This is a genomic window from Streptomyces yerevanensis (assembly GCF_000716805.1).
GTDB lineage: Bacteria > Actinomycetota > Actinomycetes > Streptomycetales > Streptomycetaceae > Streptomyces > Streptomyces flaveus.
The window spans coordinates 151857-168618 of sequence record NZ_JNWJ01000011.1 but is presented as its reverse complement, the minus strand read 5'-3'; the positions used below and the strand labels follow the sequence as shown (position 1 = coordinate 168618).

The window sequence follows — 16762 nt, the reverse complement described above, 5'->3', positions numbered from 1 at the left end:
CACGACGGCCCCTGACCGATTCACCTGGTCAGGGGCCGTTCTCGTCTTCCTCAAAGCGGAGGCGGTGGGATTTGAACCCACGGTGACATCGCTGCGACGACGGTTTTCAAGATCGCTCAAGCGGGTTGCGTCGCTCATTGAGACTCCACCGGCCTCAGTTCGTCGTCTGCCGCTGGGCCCGGCCGAGCCCGAGGGCTACTCGGCAGGAAGGGTCTCTCGCATCGCCTTTGCGGTGGCAGTCGGGTCGTAGCCCTCCGGGACGCCTTCGACCAGGATGATGTCGCCCTCGATGTGCCGCGAGCGCAGCGGTGCGATCTCCTGGTATGCGGGTGAGTCCCACCAAGCCCGCGCCTCGGCGATCCCGGGGAAGCCAATCATCACGACATGCCCGGGCCAGCTGCCCTCCTTCACCTCGTGCTGCGTGGCGTGCACGAGGAAGCGTCCGCCGTACGGTTCGAAGGTGGCGGGGATGCGCTCGATGTACTCGACGATCTCCGGGTGCGGAGCGGCCTCTTGCAGGTGAGCTATGGCGTAGGCGGGCATGGCGTCCTTCCGGTCGGTCGAGCTCCGTACGCCGGGAGCATGGCATGCCGACGTATTGGGGTCGATGACCTGACAGGTAAGCGGACCCCGCCCGCACCCCGGACTGGCGGCGCACATGCCCCCTGCGTGCCCGATCGGACGGCGAATGACGGGGACCGTCGGCGAGCGTTCTGGGAACGCACAGGTCAGCGTCTTCCCAGGTCAGGCCCAGCCTGGTTACGCGATCTTCCAAACTGGTGCTCCGATACCCCGTTGCGCCGGGCCTGACTCGGTCATCGAGCCCCACTGTCCGCGGGTCCCTGACTCACTCACTCGTCCCTTGGGGCACAAGCACGCTCAACCGGTAGGTAGTCGGGTGCTTCAGCCGCCCGCACAGTGTGTCGATTCGCACTCGGGAGGGATCGGTGCCAGGTCGTTCCTCTTGGAGGCTGCGCAGCCGCGCCCGGAGCTGGTTGGAGTCCTCCGTTTCGCAGATGACTTCCCAGCGCCATCCGGCCGCCAGGGCCGCGGAGGCTCGCTGGCGTTCCTCGCGTGCTTGCCGATTCCTCTTCCTCTGTCCAGGCATAGGCATCATCATGATGGCTGCCAATTCCCCGGACAACAGCGACGACGCGTTGCAACAGCCCCTGAGTGTCCAACTGCGTGACAACGCCTGCGTACAGCGATGGACATGGGCGCACACCAGCGGATCATGGCAGCAGGTGCGGGGCACCCTGGCCCATGGTCGAGGGCCCTGAGGAGTTGCTTCGGGACGAAGAGGTCACGTGTCACAGTCCGGGTTGCGATGGTCGGCGACGACTCTCCGTTGCCCTACAGCCCTGGACGCCGCATCCTCGGCGTATGCCGGTCTCTCCTGACACCCGCGGCCTCTGCCAGTCCGTCTTTGAGCCGGGCCAGGTAGAGCTGGCCGTCATGGCTCTGGAGACCTACGCCGGGCCAGATGAGGTGTGGGTTCACCAGGCCGCGATCAGGCTCAGCGATGGGCAACTTCACCGTTTTGCCCACTGGTTGAACTCCGCCGAACGAGAACTGGGCACCTTCCGCTGGTACGCCGACGAACCCGCAGACGTATCACCCGAATCGCACCGGTTCGCAGTCGAGTTCATCAACGGACTGATCGACAAGGATGCCCCCAGGCCACCAGAGCCACGCTAAGCCGCGTGCCATACGCGTGCCAGGTCATGCGGGGAACCACGGGGAACAGCGGGAACTGGCCACGCGTGCGCCCGAGCTTCGACACCGCTCAGCCGCAGGTCAATACAGAAACTGCCGCCAAAGAACCCGAGCTTCCCAAGCTCATGCGCCTCAAGAACCTCCGAGCGGTCGCTACCCGTCCAAGGCCTAGGCAATCACGACGGGTGCCCCCACACTCGCCTCATGGATGCGGGGGCCGTGGCCATCGTCGGTGCGGTGGCTGCCTTGCTGGGTGCAGTAGTTGGTGCCGGCGGAGCAATTGCCGCAGCAGCGGTGACGGGACGTACGCAAGTCCGCGGGCAGCATGCACAGTGGCAGCGTGAGTTGCGTCGGGATGTCTACGTGGAGTTTGCGCGTGTTTGTCGAGCCTTGGCAGGCGCGACTATCGAGTTCGCCTCATACGCTCAGGCTGCTCGTGATCACGGATTCGATGACCAGGAAGACCGTCGCTCTAAGATCGCCGAACTCTTCGACCTCTACGACGAATGTTTTCGCGCACAAAGCCTCCTGGAGCTTGAGTGCAGCTCGCGCGAGGTGAGGTCAGTGGCCACCGCGACGGTCGAAACCCTGACGGGCATGGCACGGCGCCAAGTCCACTACTGGGACCCGGACTACATGGACCAAATGGAGGCCATTTTGCCTACTTTGCGCGATTTGCGTCGACGGACTGACAGTCTGAGGCCCATGGATATCGAGGGGCAGTTGAACCTCGCCTTCGAGAAGATCGACGCCTTCATAGACGTGGCTCGACGAGATCTGGCTACAGGCTCCACATAGACGGCAGACGGGGATCATTCGTCAACTCCTCGCCGGTGAAGCTCCCCGTCTCAGTTTCCGTCTCATTCAGCGACGTTCACGGCCGTTCAGCGACGGTTACGAAGCCACCTGTGTCTGGCGATCAACCGCCCATGAACGCAGGTGAACGTACCCGCACACACGCCACGACTCCACCACCACAGTTGGAAAGCGTGCGCCTGCCCGCGGCCCGCGCGAGAAGTTGTGCGCGGCCGGCGCTGGCAGGTCGTTCCCTGGCCATCGACGAAGCCCGGCCGTCGGTTAGGTCCCGGACGTGTCTCCGGGCCGCCCCCAGACAGGCCGGGGATGCAACCATTCCCTTCAGAGCTGGAACCCCCGGAAGCCGACCGCGCGCTTGAGAACATAGCCGCAGGCACTGACAATGACTCGCCAGTGATTGACCGTTACCTGCAGCCAGTCAGCCCCACCCACCCGACCGCCGACCGCCCGACCGGCGGCAACGGGCACAGCTCCCGATCAGCTGACGGCAGCGCCGAACCACTTCGGCAGGTGGCTGAGCAGTTCCTGCTGGTCCTCGCCGACCCACGCCACGTGGCCGTCCGGGCGCAGCAGCACCGCGGGCACGTCCTCTGTGTCGAGTGTGTCGAGTTCCTCGCTGACGTCGATGACGTGGTCGATCCGGTCGGCCCATCCGGTGACCGAGAGCCGGCCGGTCTGGTCGAGCAGCAGGCCGCGGCCATCGTGCATCCGCTCGTAGAGGCGGCCCTTCTTCAGCTTGATGTCTCGCAGGCGTCGGCCGAGCAGTTCGTGGCCCGCGCCGAAGTCGTAGCGGACCGAGATCGCGGTGATCTTCTCGGTCAGGTACCGGTTCACGTCCTCGAAGTTCATCAGTTCCGACAGCAGTCGGCGTACTGACTGGGAGCCCGGATCGGTGGACACCAGCACCGTCTGTGCGCGGGTGTTGTCCAGTACGTCGGCGGCCACCGGGTGCCGTTCGGTGTGGTAGCTGTCCAGGAGTCCCTCCGGGGCCCAGCCGCTCACCTCGGCGGCCAGTTTCCAGCCGAGGTTGAACGCGTCCTGGATGCCGAGGTTGAGGCCCTGGCCGCCCAGCGGCGGGTGGATGTGCGCCGCGTCGCCGGCCAGCAACACGCGGCCGGTCCGGTAGCGCTCGGCCAGCCGGGTGCCGTCGCCGAAACGGGACAGCCAGCGCGGTGAGTGCACGCCGAAGTCGGTGCCGGCGTACACCCGTAGCTGTTGCTTGAACTCCTCGAGGGTCGGCGGGACCGTACGGTCCTCGGCCACCCCCTCGGCGGGTACGACGACTCGGTACGCCCCGTTCCCGAGGGGCCCGAGGCCGAACCGCTTCTCGGTCTCTCGGACTTCCGCGACGATGGCGGCGATCGTCTCCGGGTCCTCGGTCACCTCCATCTCGCCCAGCAGCGTCTCGGCCCTGGCGGGCTCGCCGGGGAAGCCGACGCCGAGCAGCTTGCGTACCGTGCTGCGGCCGCCGTCGCAACCGACGAGGTAACGCGAGCGCAGTTGCGTGCGGTCGGCCAGTTCGGCGGTCACGCCGTCGTCGTCCTGGCTCAGCCCGACCAGTTCGCAGCCGCGCCGGATCTCGGCGCCGAGTTCGGTGGCACGCTCGGCCAGCAGGCGTTCGGTGACGGGCTGCGGGATGCCGAGGACGTAGGGATGCGTGGTGTCCAGCCGGTCCGGTGACGGCTTGGGGATGCCGGCGAAGAAACCACCGACCGGGTACTGCTTGCCGAGCGCGAGGAAGTGCTCCAGCAGACCGCGCTGGTCCATCACCTCGATGCTCCGCACGTGCAGGCCGAGTGCCCGGACCACCGGGGTCGGCTCCGGCTCCTTCTCCAGCACGACCACGTGCACGCCGTGCAGCCGCAACTCGGCGGCGAGCATCAAGCCGGTCGGCCCGCCGCCGGCAACGATCACGTCGATCATCACTGTCCCCCATTTCCGCAGGTCCTGGCCTTGGCCGGGTAATTCTGCGGTACGACGGGGGCCTTGCCGCAAGCCCCCCACTGCGCTATACGTTGAGAGTGGCAAGGAGTGGGTGACCCTCCTTGCCTTTCCTTTTGGCCCGCCGTCTCGCGGTGCCGCCGTTGCCATGGAACTTCGGTGGGTTGGGGGGAGTTGGCGATAAGGACGTGCGGAACGCACGCGGACGACCGTAGTGACAAACGACATGGGCTTAGGCCGAGGTGGCACGGATGGCGATGTGGGACAAGATCAAGGACCAGGCCAAGGGTCTGCAGCAGGCGCAGGGGTCGAGGGGCTCCGGTGGACACGGGCATAGTGGCTCTCGGTCCTCCGGGGGATCGAAGGCCCAGATGGTGAGCATGCTCAAGTCCCAGCTCACCTCCCTCAAGACGGAGTTGAAGAGCGGCTCGTACCGGGACGCCAGCATGGCCATGTGTGCCCTGGTCGCCGCAGCCGACGGAAGCGTCGACCCGGCCGAGCGGCAGCATGTGGAAGGGCTGATCGTCCAGAACGACGTCCTCCAGAACTTCCCGCCCGAGCAGTTGCGCCAGCGCTTCAACAAGCATGTCGACCAACTCTCGTTCAACTTCCAGCAGGGCAAGACCGAAGTCCTGCAGGAGATCGCCAAGGCCGCGAAGAAGCCGACGGAGGCCAGGGCGGTCGTACAGACCGGCTTCGTCGTGGCGGGTGCGGACGGGTACATCTCGCCCCCCGAGGAGCAGGTCCTGCGTGAGGCGTGCTCGGTACTCGGGCTGTCCTCCCAGGAGTTCGGCCTCTGACGAGACGTACAGCCGTCGGTGACCGGACCGCTCCCGCGCGTTTACGAGCGGACGGTCACAGCCAGGGCGGAAGGGTCACCGGCTCAGGGCGTGGCGCCCGGCCGGTGGTCCAGGCCGGCAGGTTCGCGGGCCGGGGCCTCGACGACGGCCACGGTCACGGCCGGAGCCTCAGCCGTCGTCGGCCCGAACCGTCAAGTGTGGTCCTGGCCGGACAGGTTGAGGCAGGCCCGGCGGGCAGCCGGGCGGGTGGACGGTAGGGCCTATGCGGCAAGTGCGGCGGGCTCGCCCAGATGGGAAGCGGCCCTCCGCCATGCGGTGGTCACCGCGGTACGGGCCCTTGCCGTCCCTGCGATGCGGTCGCCGGTCAGCTCCAGCGGCGCACCCACGTGCACGTGCAGGTCCGGCCGGCGCAGAGGCGCTGTGACGAAGCCGGCGAGCTGTTTGACGGCGCTGCCCGAGGTGACCCGGCGGGCACCGGCCTGGCCCACGGGTACGACGGGGGCGCCGGTGCGCTCGGCGAGCCGGGCCAGGCCGCTGTGGAAGGTGCCGGGTGCCGCTTCCGCAGCGTCCTTGCGACGGGGCAGGCCCCCCTCGGCGTAGATGAGGACCAGCCGTCCCTGCTCCAGGGCTCCTGCCGCGAGGTCCAGCGCGTCCGCGGCGCGCTGGTCTCCGCGGAAGACGGGAATGTGCCCTTCGCGGGCGAGAGCGCGCCCCAGCAGCGGGACGCGCCACAGTCCTGCGGCCGCCATGATGACCGGCTCGGCGCCGAGGCTGCGCAGGGCGGCGACCACGATGGCGGGGTCGGCGAGGGAAGTGTGGTTGGCGGCGATGATGCTGCCCGGCGCGAGTTCGGCACCGGGATCGGTGGTCACCGACAGGCGGCCGACGGTGGGCACCAGGATGTCGGCGATGCGGCTGAGCATGAGCGTGCTCCCGGTCTCGACAATGTTGATCTTCATCGTCGCGGACAGGCGCCGACCGGGCCTGAGTCGTCGTACTCATCTTCTCGGCCGGTCTACCCATGGTGGTCAGCCGACTTCCCGCGGACCGCTGACGCGCGGTACGTGGGCTGACACGCAGTACGAGGGCTGACGCGCAGTACGAGGGCTGACGCGCAGTACGAGGCGAGCGCCGAAGTTTCGGCGCTCGCCTGCCAGGCTCGCTGGAGGAGTTGCCGCGCCACCTCGGCCGGGACCTGCTCGTCCAGATGTGGCCGGTGCTGCGCACCCTCGTCGGGCGCACCGTGCGCACTGTGCGGGAAGACGCCTCGAAGACGCCTTCCCGCAGCTCGCCTCCCGCCGGGCGGCTTGCTAGGGGCGGGTGTAGGGCCGGGTCATGATCTCCATGTTGTGGCCGTCCGGGTCGGCGAAGTACGCGCCGCGACCGCCGAACAGACGGTTGATCTGGCCGGGTTCGGTGTGGCTGGGATCGGCGTAGTAAGTGACGCCGACTGCCTCCAGGCGGGCGATCATGACGTCGAACTGGGCGTCGGGCACGAGGAAGGCGTAGTGCTGCGACTGGATCGGCTCGTCACGCTTCTCGTAGTAGTCGAGCGTCACGCCGTTGCCGAGGTCGACGGGCAGGAACGGCCCGAACGGGGCGCCGACCTTCAGGCCCAGGATCGCGGCGATGAATTCGGCGGACAGCTGCCGGTCGCTGGCGTAGACGACGGTGTGGTTGAGCTGGACGGTGGCCGTCGAGGGCTCGGGTTCGTGCGGGGACTGCTGGTCGTAGGACATAGGTGATGTGTCTCCGGGGCTTGGGATCCGCTGGGATGGGGCGCCGCAGCGGGCGCCGGGGGCAAAGACGCGGAGATGGGGGGCGGGCCTCTCGCCCTCACCCACTCTCGGTGTTGCTCGAGCGGGGAGACCCCCACCGCGCTCACGCCAAGGCCGGGACCCTCACTCGTGCATGGCCCATGGCCGACCCGGCAGTCACCTGACCGACCCTAGTGACCACCACAGGGCTGAGGCAACGCCGTTTTGTCGCGCGGGCTCGCCGACTGCTTCCGGTGCGGAGGTGGTGTACCGACCGGCGGGGCGATGGTCGGGACAGTGCCACGTGGACGCGCCAACTCCCAGGATGTAGACGCATCGCGGAGTACAGCCTGCTGTACCCATGCTTGGGGCGTGCACGGCAATGATCTCCGGAGCCGTGGTTGATGTGCTGAACACGTCACATCAGCCGTCTCCGAAGGGACACCACGGTGAGTTCCCGAGCACGCGTCATACCCGTCACCATCGACACCCGACCGGCCCCCACCGGCCCGGAGGAGGGCCGCGGCAGTCTGCGGGACAGCATCCGTCGCCGTCCGTTGACCTGGTTCTTCTCGCTGGCGTTCCTGTTGAGTTGGGCGGCTTGGACACCGTACGTACTGTCCGAGAACGGCCTGGGCGTCTGGCACTTCGCCTTCCCCGGGGCCGGCGGCAGCTCCCAACTCCTCGGCGTTCTGCCCGGCGCCTACCTCGGCCCGATCACCTCGGCCCTGCTGGTGATCGGGATCACCGAGGGACGCCCGGGGCTGCGGGCCTGGCGCCGCCGGATGACCAAGTTCAAGGTCAGCTGGCGCTGGTACGCCGTGGTGCTCGTCTCGGTGCCCGCGGCACTGACCCTCAGCTCGGTCGCACTGGCCGACCGCGGTCCCGAACTGCCGTCCGCCACCGTGCTGGCCGTGTTCCTGCCAGGCCTGCTCCTGCAGATGATCACGACCGGGCTCGCCGAGGAGCCCGGCTGGCGCGAGTTCGCCATGCCCCGTATGCAGCGCCGCTACGGCCCTGTGATCGCCACCCTCGTCGTCGGTGTCCTCTGGGGTGTCTGGCACCTGCCGCTGTTCCTGAGCGACTGGGGCGGCTGGCCGGACGTGGACGCCACCGAGCCGCTGGAGTTCGTGGGCTCGGCGATCGCCCTCAGCTTCGTCATGACCTGGGTGTTCAACCGCTCCGGCGGGAGCATGCCACTGGTCATGCTGCTGCACTGCGGCGTCAACAACTACATCTCCATCGCCTGGTCGGACATGTTCCCCACGCTGTCCTCCGACGACACGACACACGCCTTCCTGCTCAGCTCCACCGCCGCGGCCCTCGTCCTGCTGGTCGCCACCCGCGGCCGGCTTGGTTACGTGCCTGACGCCACGAAGGCCGCGAACGCCACGCAGCGTCTGTAACGCTTTCCGCGCCGCGGACCAAGAACAGGTGAAGTGCCGGAAAGCCTTCCCTCCACCGGCGCGCGGAGGCGCCGGTCAGCGCCACTCGGGCGGGATGTTGGCGATCTGCTTCAGCAGGTCCCAGTCCTTGGGTTTGAGGGGCGGAGAATTCCATTGCGCGCCATGCCCGACCCAGCACCCGCGATAGTCACGAATCCCCATGACGCTCAGGTCCTTGATATCGGACTCATTACCGCAGCACGGACAGATGGCGTTCGTCGGCCAGCCGCCCTCCCAGAAGAGCTCCTCGTCGTATCCGCAGACACGACAGACGCTCTCCTCCTCGGGGCTGGGCGGCGGCTCGAATCCCTGTTCCGTCGACATCGTCATCTCTCACTTCGTACGGGTCCCGGTTCCTGCGTCTAGCGTTCACGCTGTCCCGGGGCTCGCAGACAGTTCTGCGGAGTTGGCCAGATGTCCGTTCTGAAGCTGCGCGGATTGCTCGGGCTCCTCGGCGCAGGCCGGTTCATGGTCTTCGGAACCCCGTCGGCATCGTACGAGACGAGGGTGTTGGTGCTCATCTCATATACGACGTAGCCCGCCGAGTCGCCGTTGTTGTGCACGCGGTCCCAGACCCGGTAGCCCGCTGGAGGTGTCGGCGAGTCGGCCACCGAGCGGTACCTGTGGGCGAGCTCGACGTACTGCTTCGCCGAGGTCAGCTCCGGGAACTCCGCCTTGTGGTCGGACCAGTAGCGCGCCGCGTTCTGCGCGTTCGGGTACCTCCTGTTCGCCGCCCAAATGTGCGGCACCTTGCCCTGAGCCCACTGGGCCTTGGCGAACGCCTCGATCGCGCCGAGCCCGCTCTTGCCCCACTTGCCCGCCATCGCCCCCAGCCGATGAACGGAACCGCCACGGCGCAGGACAGGACGCATACTTGCCCTTCTCGTCAGCAGGAATACGCGGTGCCCCGACTGGTGGTCGGCATACCGGGCGAGGCCATCGGCACGGTGAAGGACGCCGGCGCCGTGCACGCCCTGCCCTGGGTGAGCCCGATCGGTACGACCGGAGCGGTGACGACGTACCAGCCCGGCCAGAACGGTCTGCCCGCCGCAGGGCAGGCCTTCGGTACGGCCATCCGATAGCTGCGCCTGCCTCTGCCGCCGCCTCCCCGGTCACGTCCACGAACGTGACCGGGGAGGTTCGGCCTCTGCCGGACTCACGGCGGCCGAACACGTCGTGCCAGTCTCCGGCCCCATGCCTGGCCCGGCGCTTCGATGTAACGGTGGGTCAGTGCGCACAGCGGCAACAGCACGGCGAAGAACGTCACTTCGAGTACGAGACTGTCCCGCCGCCACCGGCCGATCGTGCCGTCGCTCACCGCCAGCAGCACCGGATGCACCAGGTAGACGGAGTAGCTGATGGTTCCCAGCCATGTCAGCCGGCGCGGGATCCGCCGGCGGCGCAACGCCAGTCCGATGCCGAAGGTGAGCACAGCCAGCAGGAACGCGACGATCCAGCCGCGCCGGGTGAAGAGGGCGCCGTCGCCGTACCGGTACGCACTCCCCACGGCGCAGGCCACCACCACGGCGGCAGTGCCGACCGCGTACCGCCAGGTGCTCTGACCGTGCTCGGCCCGGTAGATGGCAGTGCCGAGGAACATGACGGCGAGGATGAGCAGGCCCTCCCACAGGGGAACCGTGCCGTTGAGAGGGATCAGGACGAGGGCCAGTATGCCGCCCAACACCCCTCCAAATACGCGAAGTTGGGGTGAGCTGGCGCTCGCACAGCAGATGGCGACCACCATGGCGATGGAGGCGAGCGCGATCAGCGGGCCGGTGCCGATCGTGCCGGAGAGGGCGGCGGCCGGGAGTGTTGCCCCTGCTGTCACGCTCACGGCGGCGAGCACCGCCAGGGTGACGGCGACCACCGCCGAGCGCTGGTGCCGGCGGACTGTGAAGAGGGCGACGACCAGCAGGTAGAAGGCCATCTCGTACGAGAGCGTCCACAGGACGAGGAAGAGATTGGGCGTCCCCAGCAGTTCCTGAAGCAGGGTGAGGTGGGCGGCCACCATGGCGGCGCTCTGTCCGCCGAAGTCGGTGCGGATCTCCGCGATGCCGATCAGGTTGAGGGCGAGGACCGAGATGACCACGGCCGCACACAGCGGGTAGATGCGGAAGACCCGTCCGATCCAGAACGTTCGGACGCAGCCCCGGCGTTCGAGCGAGGCGGGGATGATGTAGCCGCTCACCAGGAAGAACACCATGATGCCGTACCGGCTGGTGTTGAACTCCGGCATCAGCTCGCGCCGGAACTCTGGCATGTAGGAGTAGGCGGAGTGGTCGAAGACCACGACGAGGGCGGCGAGGCCGCGTAGGGCGTCCAGCCAGGCCGAGCGGGGCGGGCTGGTCGATGCATTGGCTGTGAGTAGTCGCGTAGGCACGGAAAGTGATTGATCTGGCCACGGAGGAGCCAGAGGTAGGGAGTCCACGTAGATGCGCCTCGGCTAATGCGTCGAGGAGTTGCCGGGCGGGGTGGGCTTCACGGCAACGCAGGGCTCGACCTCGTGGCGCGTGATCTCGTCCTGGGTCAACGGCCTGGCGGTGTTCTCGAGGACCAGCTCTTGGCCCCGATGCAGGGTGACTGGGACTGACCAGCTGTGGAGGGGTACAGCGACGCCCTGCTTGGTGATCGCCTTAAGATCGAGGACTGCGTGGGTGCCCCACGACTTGGACTCACAGGTGGGAGCAACCACCTTCACCTGAATGCCCAACGGGCGCATCTGCTCTGCGAGTGCGTACTGTGCCTTGATGCCGATGGTCCGGTCCTTGATGGTGAGCGTGACGCGGCCGTCGTCGTGGCGTTCCACCGCGTACGCCTTCGACTCGGCCGCCGAACCGGGCACGAACACGACGGCGAGCCCGGCCAGCGCACAGGCCGCCGCAACCACGGCGATCCGGCGCGGCGTGAACGAACGGCGTGCGGAAGGATTCGGCTCGGCCTCGCGCAGCTCGATCTCCCGCTTCAGCTCGCCGAGCAGCCGGTCCTCGAAAGTCGGCCTCGTACTCATGCCTCTCCCCTGATGACGTACAGCAGCGATGCGTCCGGCATCTCCACGGCCCTGGACTCCGCCTCGACCTTGGAATCCACCGCCGCCTTGGAATTCGCCGCGACCTCGAAGTCCCCCTCGGGCCTGGCCTTGGCGTCCGCCTCCCCCCGCAACGCCTTCCGCGCCCGATGCAGTCGCACCCGAGCCGTGACCTGGCGGATCCCCAGCGCGGCAGCGGCCTCCGTGACCGTGAGCTGGTCCACCGCGATCAGCTCCATGACGGCCCGCTCGCCCTCGGGGAGCCTTGCGAGGGCGGCCAGTACGCGCCGCCCCGGGCTCTCCGCGTCGAGCTTGTCCTCGAGGCGGGCGATGTCGTCGGCCTCCAGCAGGCGTCTGCCGGATAAGCGGAGATCGCGTTCGGCCTCGCGGGCCACGCGGCGGCGCTCCGAGGAGACGACGTTGCGGGCGATACCGTACAGCCAGGCCGTCTCGCTGCCGAGGCGCGGGCGGTAGGTGTGGGCCGAGTCGAGAACGGCGAGGAAGATCTCGGCCGTCAGGTCCGCCGCGGTGTGCGGGTCGTCGACGCGCCGGGCCACGAAACGCAGCACCGCGTCCACATGGCGCCGGTAGAACGCTTCGAAGAGCTCCGGGTCACGTGCCGCCGCGGCGGGCCCACCCCGTATCCGTTCCCGTTCCGCGCCATCCACTCGGCGGCTCCTTCTCCTCGGACGTTCGGACGTACTCCGGGCTTGCTTCCTACGGCACTTCACCTGTTCTTGGTCGGAGGCGCGAAAAGCGTTACAGACACTGCGTGGCGTTCACGGCCTTCGTGGCGTCGGGCGCGTAACGGAGCCGGCCGCGAGTGGCGACCAGCAGGACGAGGGCGCCAACGACTACCGCATCAAGGCCGCGCAAGGCGACGGCGGAGCACCAGCCGATGGAGGACGCCTTCGGCGACGCGGCAGCCGAGGACGAGGCCGACGGCGTCGAATATGAGAAGAACACCAACACCCTCGTCTCGTACGATGCCGACGGTGTTCCGAAGACCATGAACCGGCCTGCGCCGAGGAGCCCGAGTAATCCGCGCGGATTCAGAACGGACATCTGGCCAACTCCGCAGAACTGTCTGCGAGCCCAGAGGAGAGGACGGCGACGTCATGACGAACGCACAGGACACCGACGACGCCGAGGACTTCTGTCGCGTTTGCGGATACGACGAAGAGCGCTTCTGGGAGCACGGCGTCCCCACCAGCGCCATCTGCCCGTGCTGCGGAATCGAGTCGGGCATCGAGGACATGGGGGACCCCGGTACCTGGGAGGGCCTGCGCGGGATCCGCAACTTCCGCGGATACTGGGTCGGCAACGGTGCCCTGTGGTGTTCCCCGACACTCCGGCCGAAGGACTGGGACCTGTTGAAGCAGGTGGCCAATATCCCGCCGGAGTGGCGTTGACCGGTCCCTCCGTGCGCCGGTGGGGTGTGGCGGATCCCCGCGGCGGCGATCTTCGTAATGCGGCTGGGGTCGAGACTGACCCTGCGCAGGGCCTTGGAGATGGTCTTGAGCAGGGAGTTCATCGCCGACCCCTCGTCCGACTGGTTCAACCTGGTGACCCGGGATCTTGCCGTGGCCGCGCTGCGGCCGGGGGGACAGGAAATCGCGGTCCTCGCGGCCACGGACACCGACTGAGTACGGAGCCGGTGGCACGGTCGCGGGATGACGTGCGGAGGCTCGCCAATGACACGATCGACACGATGGGCGGACGGAATGGATCTCGAGCGTCTGGACGCGTATGCATCGGAGATTTCCTCAGGCGGTCATTCCGATGTCTCCGGTGTCCTTCGAGAGTTGCGGACTGCTGGATTCTCTCCGGTTGAGGCGGCCTATGTGACGGCACGGGTCTGCGGACTGACTCTGGCCGAGGTGAAGGCCGCCCTCTTCGAGAGCGATGCCTGGAAGGATCAGCACTCCACCTGGAATGTTCTCCACGAGCGTCTCGAAGACCAATGAGTGCCCAACGGGATGTTCAGATCCCCAACCACTTCTCCCACGCGGACATCTCGAAGATCGAAGTTGCTGCTGCGATATCTCCGGAGGGATCTCTCTGCTCATAACCTCGTTGAGAAGGTAGGCCACATGCCCAGAATCGCCGCACGTCGAGGCGACGGCGCCCGGCTCATCGCCTACGGGCATGCCGGCATCATCCTTGACGCAGAGGAAACCGCCGCCAGCCCCATCGCCAGCGTCCAATCTGGCTGGTCGCTCCTACGCTTCGGGGACTGGCATCCGATCAACGAGCCTGTGCCCGACGGCATGCTTCCAGCGAGTGTGATCGTATCGATGGCCAACTTCGAACGCGATTGGCTTCTGGGTTTCCCTCCAGAGGAACGGGCCCAGTGGTTGGAGGACCGGCCAGACACGGGCGACCCCCCACCCCAGCTCTGATCTTTCAAGAGATACGTGACTCACTGATGTGGTTCTCCCCTGACGACGTGGTCTTCCGCATCTGCTTCAACCTGGAAGAGGTGACCACCGCCGAGGCCGCGCTGCACGCCTGGCTGCCCCTGGTCGCTGAACTTCGCCCTCGTGCGATGGAGTTCGAGGAAGCAAGCCCGGACGGTCTGCGCCATGGCTTCCTGGCCGAGCTGGTCTTCGTCTCCCCTCTCACCGGAGCGGGCGACCTGCCGGACCGGCTGCGCGCCTCGGTCAAGCCGCTCATCGAGCGGCTGGGGATGGACGCGGCGAAGTTCGAGCTCAACGACGAAGGCATCGGGGGTTTCGTGGACTCGAAGGACGCCGAAGGCACGGCTTACGGCGCGTACCTCATCTTCGCCCTGATCGGCGCGGACCCCTTCAACCCCGAGGGCGAGGAGATGGACTACGAGGACACGGGCGAAGACCTGCTGCCCGAGTGGCCACGCTGACCGGCGCCTCCTTGTCCGGGGCGACTCGGGGACAACGGCTACTCCTCGTCAGCCACCAGGTCGGCACGACGCGTTCGGTCGCCGTGACCGGAAAACGACCCCACGTCAGGTGCGTGGCTCTCAGCGACCGCGCGCGCCCCCGGCCCCGGCGGGCGGGCCCGGGCGATTGGGCACATGGTTGGGGGCCCGGTTGTACCCACCAGGATCGACGCTGCCGGACGACGACCCCTCCGGATCCCGCAGCCAGGAGATGTCGATGACCTCCAACTGCTGCAACACGCCCAGCACCGTGAGCGCGAACAACGCCGCGCAGAGCAGGGCGAAAAAGGCCCAACCAAGTAATGGCCATGTGAGCTTCATCAGCGCTTCTCCCCCGTGCGCCAAGAACCGAAAAGTCCCGTATAGATACGGACTGCGCCCCCGCCAGGCCGGTTCCCGAATCAGCGCAAAACGCTACGAGCGCCACCAGTCCTGATGCTGCGGCGGCCCCTGGGAAGGACCGTAGTCCGGTGCGTCGTAACCCGGCTCCCCGTACGCCCCCGCGCCATAGCCACCCGCCGACCCGTAACCGCCCGCCGGACCGTAACCCTCCGCCGTGCCGTACCCGCCCGCTGTGCCGTACCCGCCCGCCGGGCCATAACCCCCCGCCGCGCCGTACCCACCCGTCGCGCCGTAACCCCCCGCCGTGTCGTAAGCCGCCGCCGTCTCCCGCTGCCCCGCCCGCGGCATAGGCGTCGCGTGCTCCATCGTGCCCTTCCATGTGCGCGCCGGAGGACGGCCGACGTACGTTCCGAAGACCAGCGCCGCAGCCGTGGCGGCCAGCACCCCGGGCACCATCTCGTAGATGCCCGTCTCCAGCGGGCCGAGGAGCGGGTCGATGTCGTCCCACAGGAAGACCGTCAGCGCGCCGGTCACCATGCCGGCCTTCGCTCCGGCCGCCGTCATGCCCGGCCAGTACAGCGACAGGAGGACCACCGGGCCGAAGGCCGCGCCGAAGCCGGCCCAGGCGTACGCGACGATGTCGAGCACGGCGCCGCCGCTCAGGGCGATCACGTACGCGACGACCGCCACGGCCACCACGCTCAGCCGGCCGACGAGCAGCAGCGAGGTGTCGGAGGCCCGGCGGTTGACGAACGCCCGGTAGAAGTCCTCGGTGAGGGACGTGGCCGAGACCAGCAGTTGGCTGTCCACCGTGGACTTGATCGCGGCGAGCACCGCCACCAGCAGGATTCCGGCGATCCAGGGGTTGACCAGCAGGGTGGCCAGTTCGATGAAGACGGTCTCGGGGTTGTCGAGCGGGTCGGGGAGTACGGCGATCCCGGCGAGGCCGATGAACGAGGCGCCCGTCAGTACGACGGCCGCCCAGCTCACGCCCAGTCGGCGGGCCCGCGGTATGTCACGGGTGCTGCGGATGCTCATGAAGCGGCTCAGGATGTGGGGCTGGCCGAAGTAGCCGAGGCCCCAGGCGAGCAGAGAGATCATCGCTACGGTGCCGAGCGGGCCGCCGGTCGTCCATACGTTGTCCGCGAACGATGCCTCGGTGGTCGGGTCGAGCAGGGCCGGGCTCGCGTCGGTGACCGCGTCGTGCAGCGCGCCGGGGCCGCCGACCTTCCAGAGGGCGATCAGGGGGAGGGCGATCGCCGCGAGGAACATCAGCGTGCCCTGGATGGAGTGCGTGATGCTCAGGGCCGTGAAGCCGCCGAGGATGGTGTAGACGACGATCACCACGGCGAAGATGGTGAGCCCGGTCTCGAAGTCGGCGCCGAAGATCTCGTTGAAGAGGAGACCGCCGGCGATCAGCCCGCTGGCGACGTAGACGGTGAAGAACACGACCGTGACGACGGCCGAGAGCGAGCGGAGCACGTGGCTGCGGTCCTCGAAACGTTCCTCCAGGTACGAGGACAGGGTCACGGAGTTACCGGCCTGCTCGGTGTAGGTGCGCAGGCGGGGCGCGACGAGCCGCCAGTTCAGATACGTACCGATGATCAGGCCCACGGCGATCCAGGTCGCCCCGATCCCGGTCATGTACACGGCGCCGGGGAGGCCCAGGAACAGCCAGCCGGACATGTCGCTGGCTCCGGCGGACAGGGCAGCCACCGGGGCGGTGAGCCGGCGTCCGCCTACGGTGAAGTCCTCGAATGTACTGGTCTCCCCGTGGGTCACCACCCCGATCATGACCATCGCGATCAGAAACACTCCAAAGGTGATCATGGCTGGGATGGTCAGGGTGATCATGGGGGTTCTCCCTGCGAAACGACGAGCCAGGGCATATGCCAAACGTGCGCACAGGCCACTTTTTCGGGCCGGAACGGCGCAGTTTAGGGGCGACGGTCCGTATCGGCGAGGGCACAGACGAGACAAGCGGCTCCATCAGTTCCGGA

At 67.7% G+C, this 16762-nt stretch carries 22 protein-coding genes and 1 pseudogene; 10 read left to right on the top strand and 13 right to left on the bottom strand.

Annotated features, from left to right (window positions below; all coding sequences use genetic code 11):
• Positions 1 to 195: 195 nt before the first annotated feature.
• Positions 196 to 543, bottom strand: coding sequence for a DUF1330 domain-containing protein (locus OP79_RS14080; RefSeq protein ID WP_033320485.1), 348 nt, complete (start codon positions 541 to 543; stop codon positions 196 to 198).
• An 840-nt stretch (positions 544 to 1383) separates the two neighbouring features.
• On the opposite strand from OP79_RS14080, the gene OP79_RS51625 reads away from it, so the two are divergent.
• Positions 1384 to 1698, top strand: a complete 315-nt coding sequence (locus OP79_RS51625; RefSeq protein WP_033320484.1) for a hypothetical protein — start codon at positions 1384 to 1386, stop codon at positions 1696 to 1698.
• Positions 1699 to 1935: 237 nt separating this feature from the next.
• Entirely contained in the window at positions 1936 to 2514 is a 579-nt protein-coding gene (locus tag OP79_RS14070; protein WP_157857311.1) for a hypothetical protein, read from the top strand.
• A 495-nt stretch (positions 2515 to 3009) separates the two neighbouring features.
• Here OP79_RS14070 and rox read toward each other — a convergent pair whose 3' ends face one another.
• The gene (rox, locus tag OP79_RS14065; RefSeq protein WP_033320482.1) at positions 3010 to 4455 is read right to left on the bottom strand and encodes a rifampin monooxygenase; all 1446 of its coding nucleotides are present in this window, start codon (positions 4453 to 4455) and stop codon (positions 3010 to 3012) included.
• A 269-nt stretch (positions 4456 to 4724) separates the two neighbouring features.
• Here rox and OP79_RS14060 point away from each other — a divergent pair, with 269 nt between their 5' ends.
• Positions 4725 to 5273, top strand: coding sequence for a tellurite resistance TerB family protein (locus OP79_RS14060; RefSeq protein WP_211270786.1), 549 nt, complete (start codon positions 4725 to 4727; stop codon positions 5271 to 5273).
• Positions 5274 to 5533: 260 nt separating this feature from the next.
• Here the strand turns inward: OP79_RS14060 and OP79_RS49700 are convergent, their stop codons facing one another.
• Both OP79_RS49700 and OP79_RS14050 read right to left on the bottom strand, forming a co-directional pair.
• Positions 5534 to 6196, bottom strand: coding sequence for a lysophospholipid acyltransferase family protein (locus tag OP79_RS49700; RefSeq protein ID WP_078491794.1), 663 nt, complete (start codon positions 6194 to 6196; stop codon positions 5534 to 5536).
• A gap of 387 nt (positions 6197 to 6583) precedes the next feature.
• Complete coding sequence (locus OP79_RS14050; protein ID WP_033320481.1) at positions 6584 to 7012, bottom strand: VOC family protein; 429 nt, start codon at positions 7010 to 7012, stop codon at positions 6584 to 6586.
• Between the two features lie 467 nt (positions 7013 to 7479).
• On the opposite strand from OP79_RS14050, the gene OP79_RS14045 reads away from it, so the two are divergent.
• On the top strand, positions 7480 to 8436 hold the full coding sequence (locus tag OP79_RS14045) for a CPBP family intramembrane glutamic endopeptidase (protein ID WP_033320480.1): 957 nt from the start codon (positions 7480 to 7482) through the stop codon (positions 8434 to 8436).
• 75 nt (positions 8437 to 8511) lie between these two features.
• Here the strand turns inward: OP79_RS14045 and OP79_RS14040 are convergent, their stop codons facing one another.
• On the bottom strand, positions 8512 to 8799 hold the full coding sequence (locus tag OP79_RS14040) for a hypothetical protein (protein WP_033320593.1): 288 nt from the start codon (positions 8797 to 8799) through the stop codon (positions 8512 to 8514).
• Positions 8800 to 8837: 38 nt separating this feature from the next.
• Entirely contained in the window at positions 8838 to 9347 is a 510-nt protein-coding gene (locus tag OP79_RS14035) for a hypothetical protein (RefSeq protein WP_033320479.1), read from the bottom strand.
• Positions 9348 to 9377: 30 nt separating this feature from the next.
• On the opposite strand from OP79_RS14035, the gene OP79_RS14030 reads away from it, so the two are divergent.
• Positions 9378 to 9557, top strand: coding sequence for a hypothetical protein (locus OP79_RS14030; RefSeq protein ID WP_033320478.1), 180 nt, complete (start codon positions 9378 to 9380; stop codon positions 9555 to 9557).
• Positions 9558 to 9631: 74 nt separating this feature from the next.
• On the opposite strand, the gene OP79_RS14025 is transcribed toward OP79_RS14030, so the two are convergent.
• The 4 genes from OP79_RS14025 to OP79_RS14010 all read right to left on the bottom strand — a co-directional run bounded on the left by OP79_RS14025 (position 9632) and on the right by OP79_RS14010 (position 12565).
• A complete protein-coding gene (locus tag OP79_RS14025) occupies positions 9632 to 10855 on the bottom strand; it encodes an acyltransferase family protein (protein WP_051744637.1) in 1224 nt (407 codons plus the stop codon).
• A gap of 63 nt (positions 10856 to 10918) precedes the next feature.
• Positions 10919 to 11482 (bottom strand): hypothetical protein, encoded by a 564-nt coding sequence (locus OP79_RS14020; protein WP_033320477.1) that lies wholly within the window; start codon positions 11480 to 11482, stop codon positions 10919 to 10921.
• Positions 11479 to 12168 carry an RNA polymerase sigma factor gene (locus OP79_RS14015; RefSeq protein ID WP_033320476.1) on the bottom strand — a complete coding sequence of 230 codons (690 nt, stop codon included), beginning with the start codon at positions 12166 to 12168 and terminating at the stop codon, positions 11479 to 11481. Before OP79_RS14015 ends, OP79_RS14020 begins: the two co-directional genes overlap by 4 nt.
• Positions 12169 to 12259: 91 nt before the next feature.
• On the bottom strand, positions 12260 to 12565 hold the full coding sequence (locus OP79_RS14010) for a hypothetical protein (RefSeq protein WP_033320475.1): 306 nt from the start codon (positions 12563 to 12565) through the stop codon (positions 12260 to 12262).
• A 53-nt stretch (positions 12566 to 12618) separates the two neighbouring features.
• Here OP79_RS14010 and OP79_RS14005 point away from each other — a divergent pair, with 53 nt between their 5' ends.
• Entirely contained in the window at positions 12619 to 12912 is a 294-nt protein-coding gene (locus OP79_RS14005) for a hypothetical protein (RefSeq protein WP_033320474.1), read from the top strand.
• A 32-nt stretch (positions 12913 to 12944) separates the two neighbouring features.
• On the opposite strand, the pseudogene OP79_RS53855 reads toward OP79_RS14005, so the two are convergent.
• A pseudogene (locus OP79_RS53855) lies at positions 12945 to 13031 on the bottom strand (IS5/IS1182 family transposase); the annotation flags it as partial.
• Between OP79_RS53855 and OP79_RS56950 the strand changes: the two are divergent.
• The 4 genes from OP79_RS56950 to OP79_RS13990 all read left to right on the top strand — a co-directional run bounded on the left by OP79_RS56950 (position 13012) and on the right by OP79_RS13990 (position 14381).
• Entirely contained in the window at positions 13012 to 13146 is a 135-nt protein-coding gene (locus OP79_RS56950; RefSeq protein WP_245685319.1) for a DUF6183 family protein, read from the top strand. The pseudogene OP79_RS53855 and the gene OP79_RS56950 overlap by 20 nt on opposite strands.
• A 78-nt stretch (positions 13147 to 13224) precedes the next feature.
• Positions 13225 to 13467, top strand: coding sequence for a hypothetical protein (locus OP79_RS55245; RefSeq protein ID WP_157857310.1), 243 nt, complete (start codon positions 13225 to 13227; stop codon positions 13465 to 13467).
• Between the two features lie 126 nt (positions 13468 to 13593).
• The gene (locus OP79_RS13995) at positions 13594 to 13902 is read left to right on the top strand and encodes a hypothetical protein (RefSeq protein WP_033320472.1); all 309 of its coding nucleotides are present in this window, start codon (positions 13594 to 13596) and stop codon (positions 13900 to 13902) included.
• Between the two features lie 26 nt (positions 13903 to 13928).
• Positions 13929 to 14381 carry a hypothetical protein gene (locus OP79_RS13990; protein WP_033320471.1) on the top strand — a complete coding sequence of 151 codons (453 nt, stop codon included), beginning with the start codon at positions 13929 to 13931 and terminating at the stop codon, positions 14379 to 14381.
• Between the two features lie 120 nt (positions 14382 to 14501).
• Here OP79_RS13990 and OP79_RS13985 read toward each other — a convergent pair whose 3' ends face one another.
• A complete protein-coding gene (locus OP79_RS13985; protein WP_033320470.1) occupies positions 14502 to 14741 on the bottom strand; it encodes a hypothetical protein in 240 nt (79 codons plus the stop codon).
• A 93-nt stretch (positions 14742 to 14834) separates the two neighbouring features.
• On the bottom strand, positions 14835 to 16616 hold the full coding sequence (gene putP / locus OP79_RS13980; protein WP_245685318.1) for a sodium/proline symporter PutP: 1782 nt from the start codon (positions 16614 to 16616) through the stop codon (positions 14835 to 14837).
• Between the last annotated feature and the right edge of the window lie 146 nt (positions 16617 to 16762).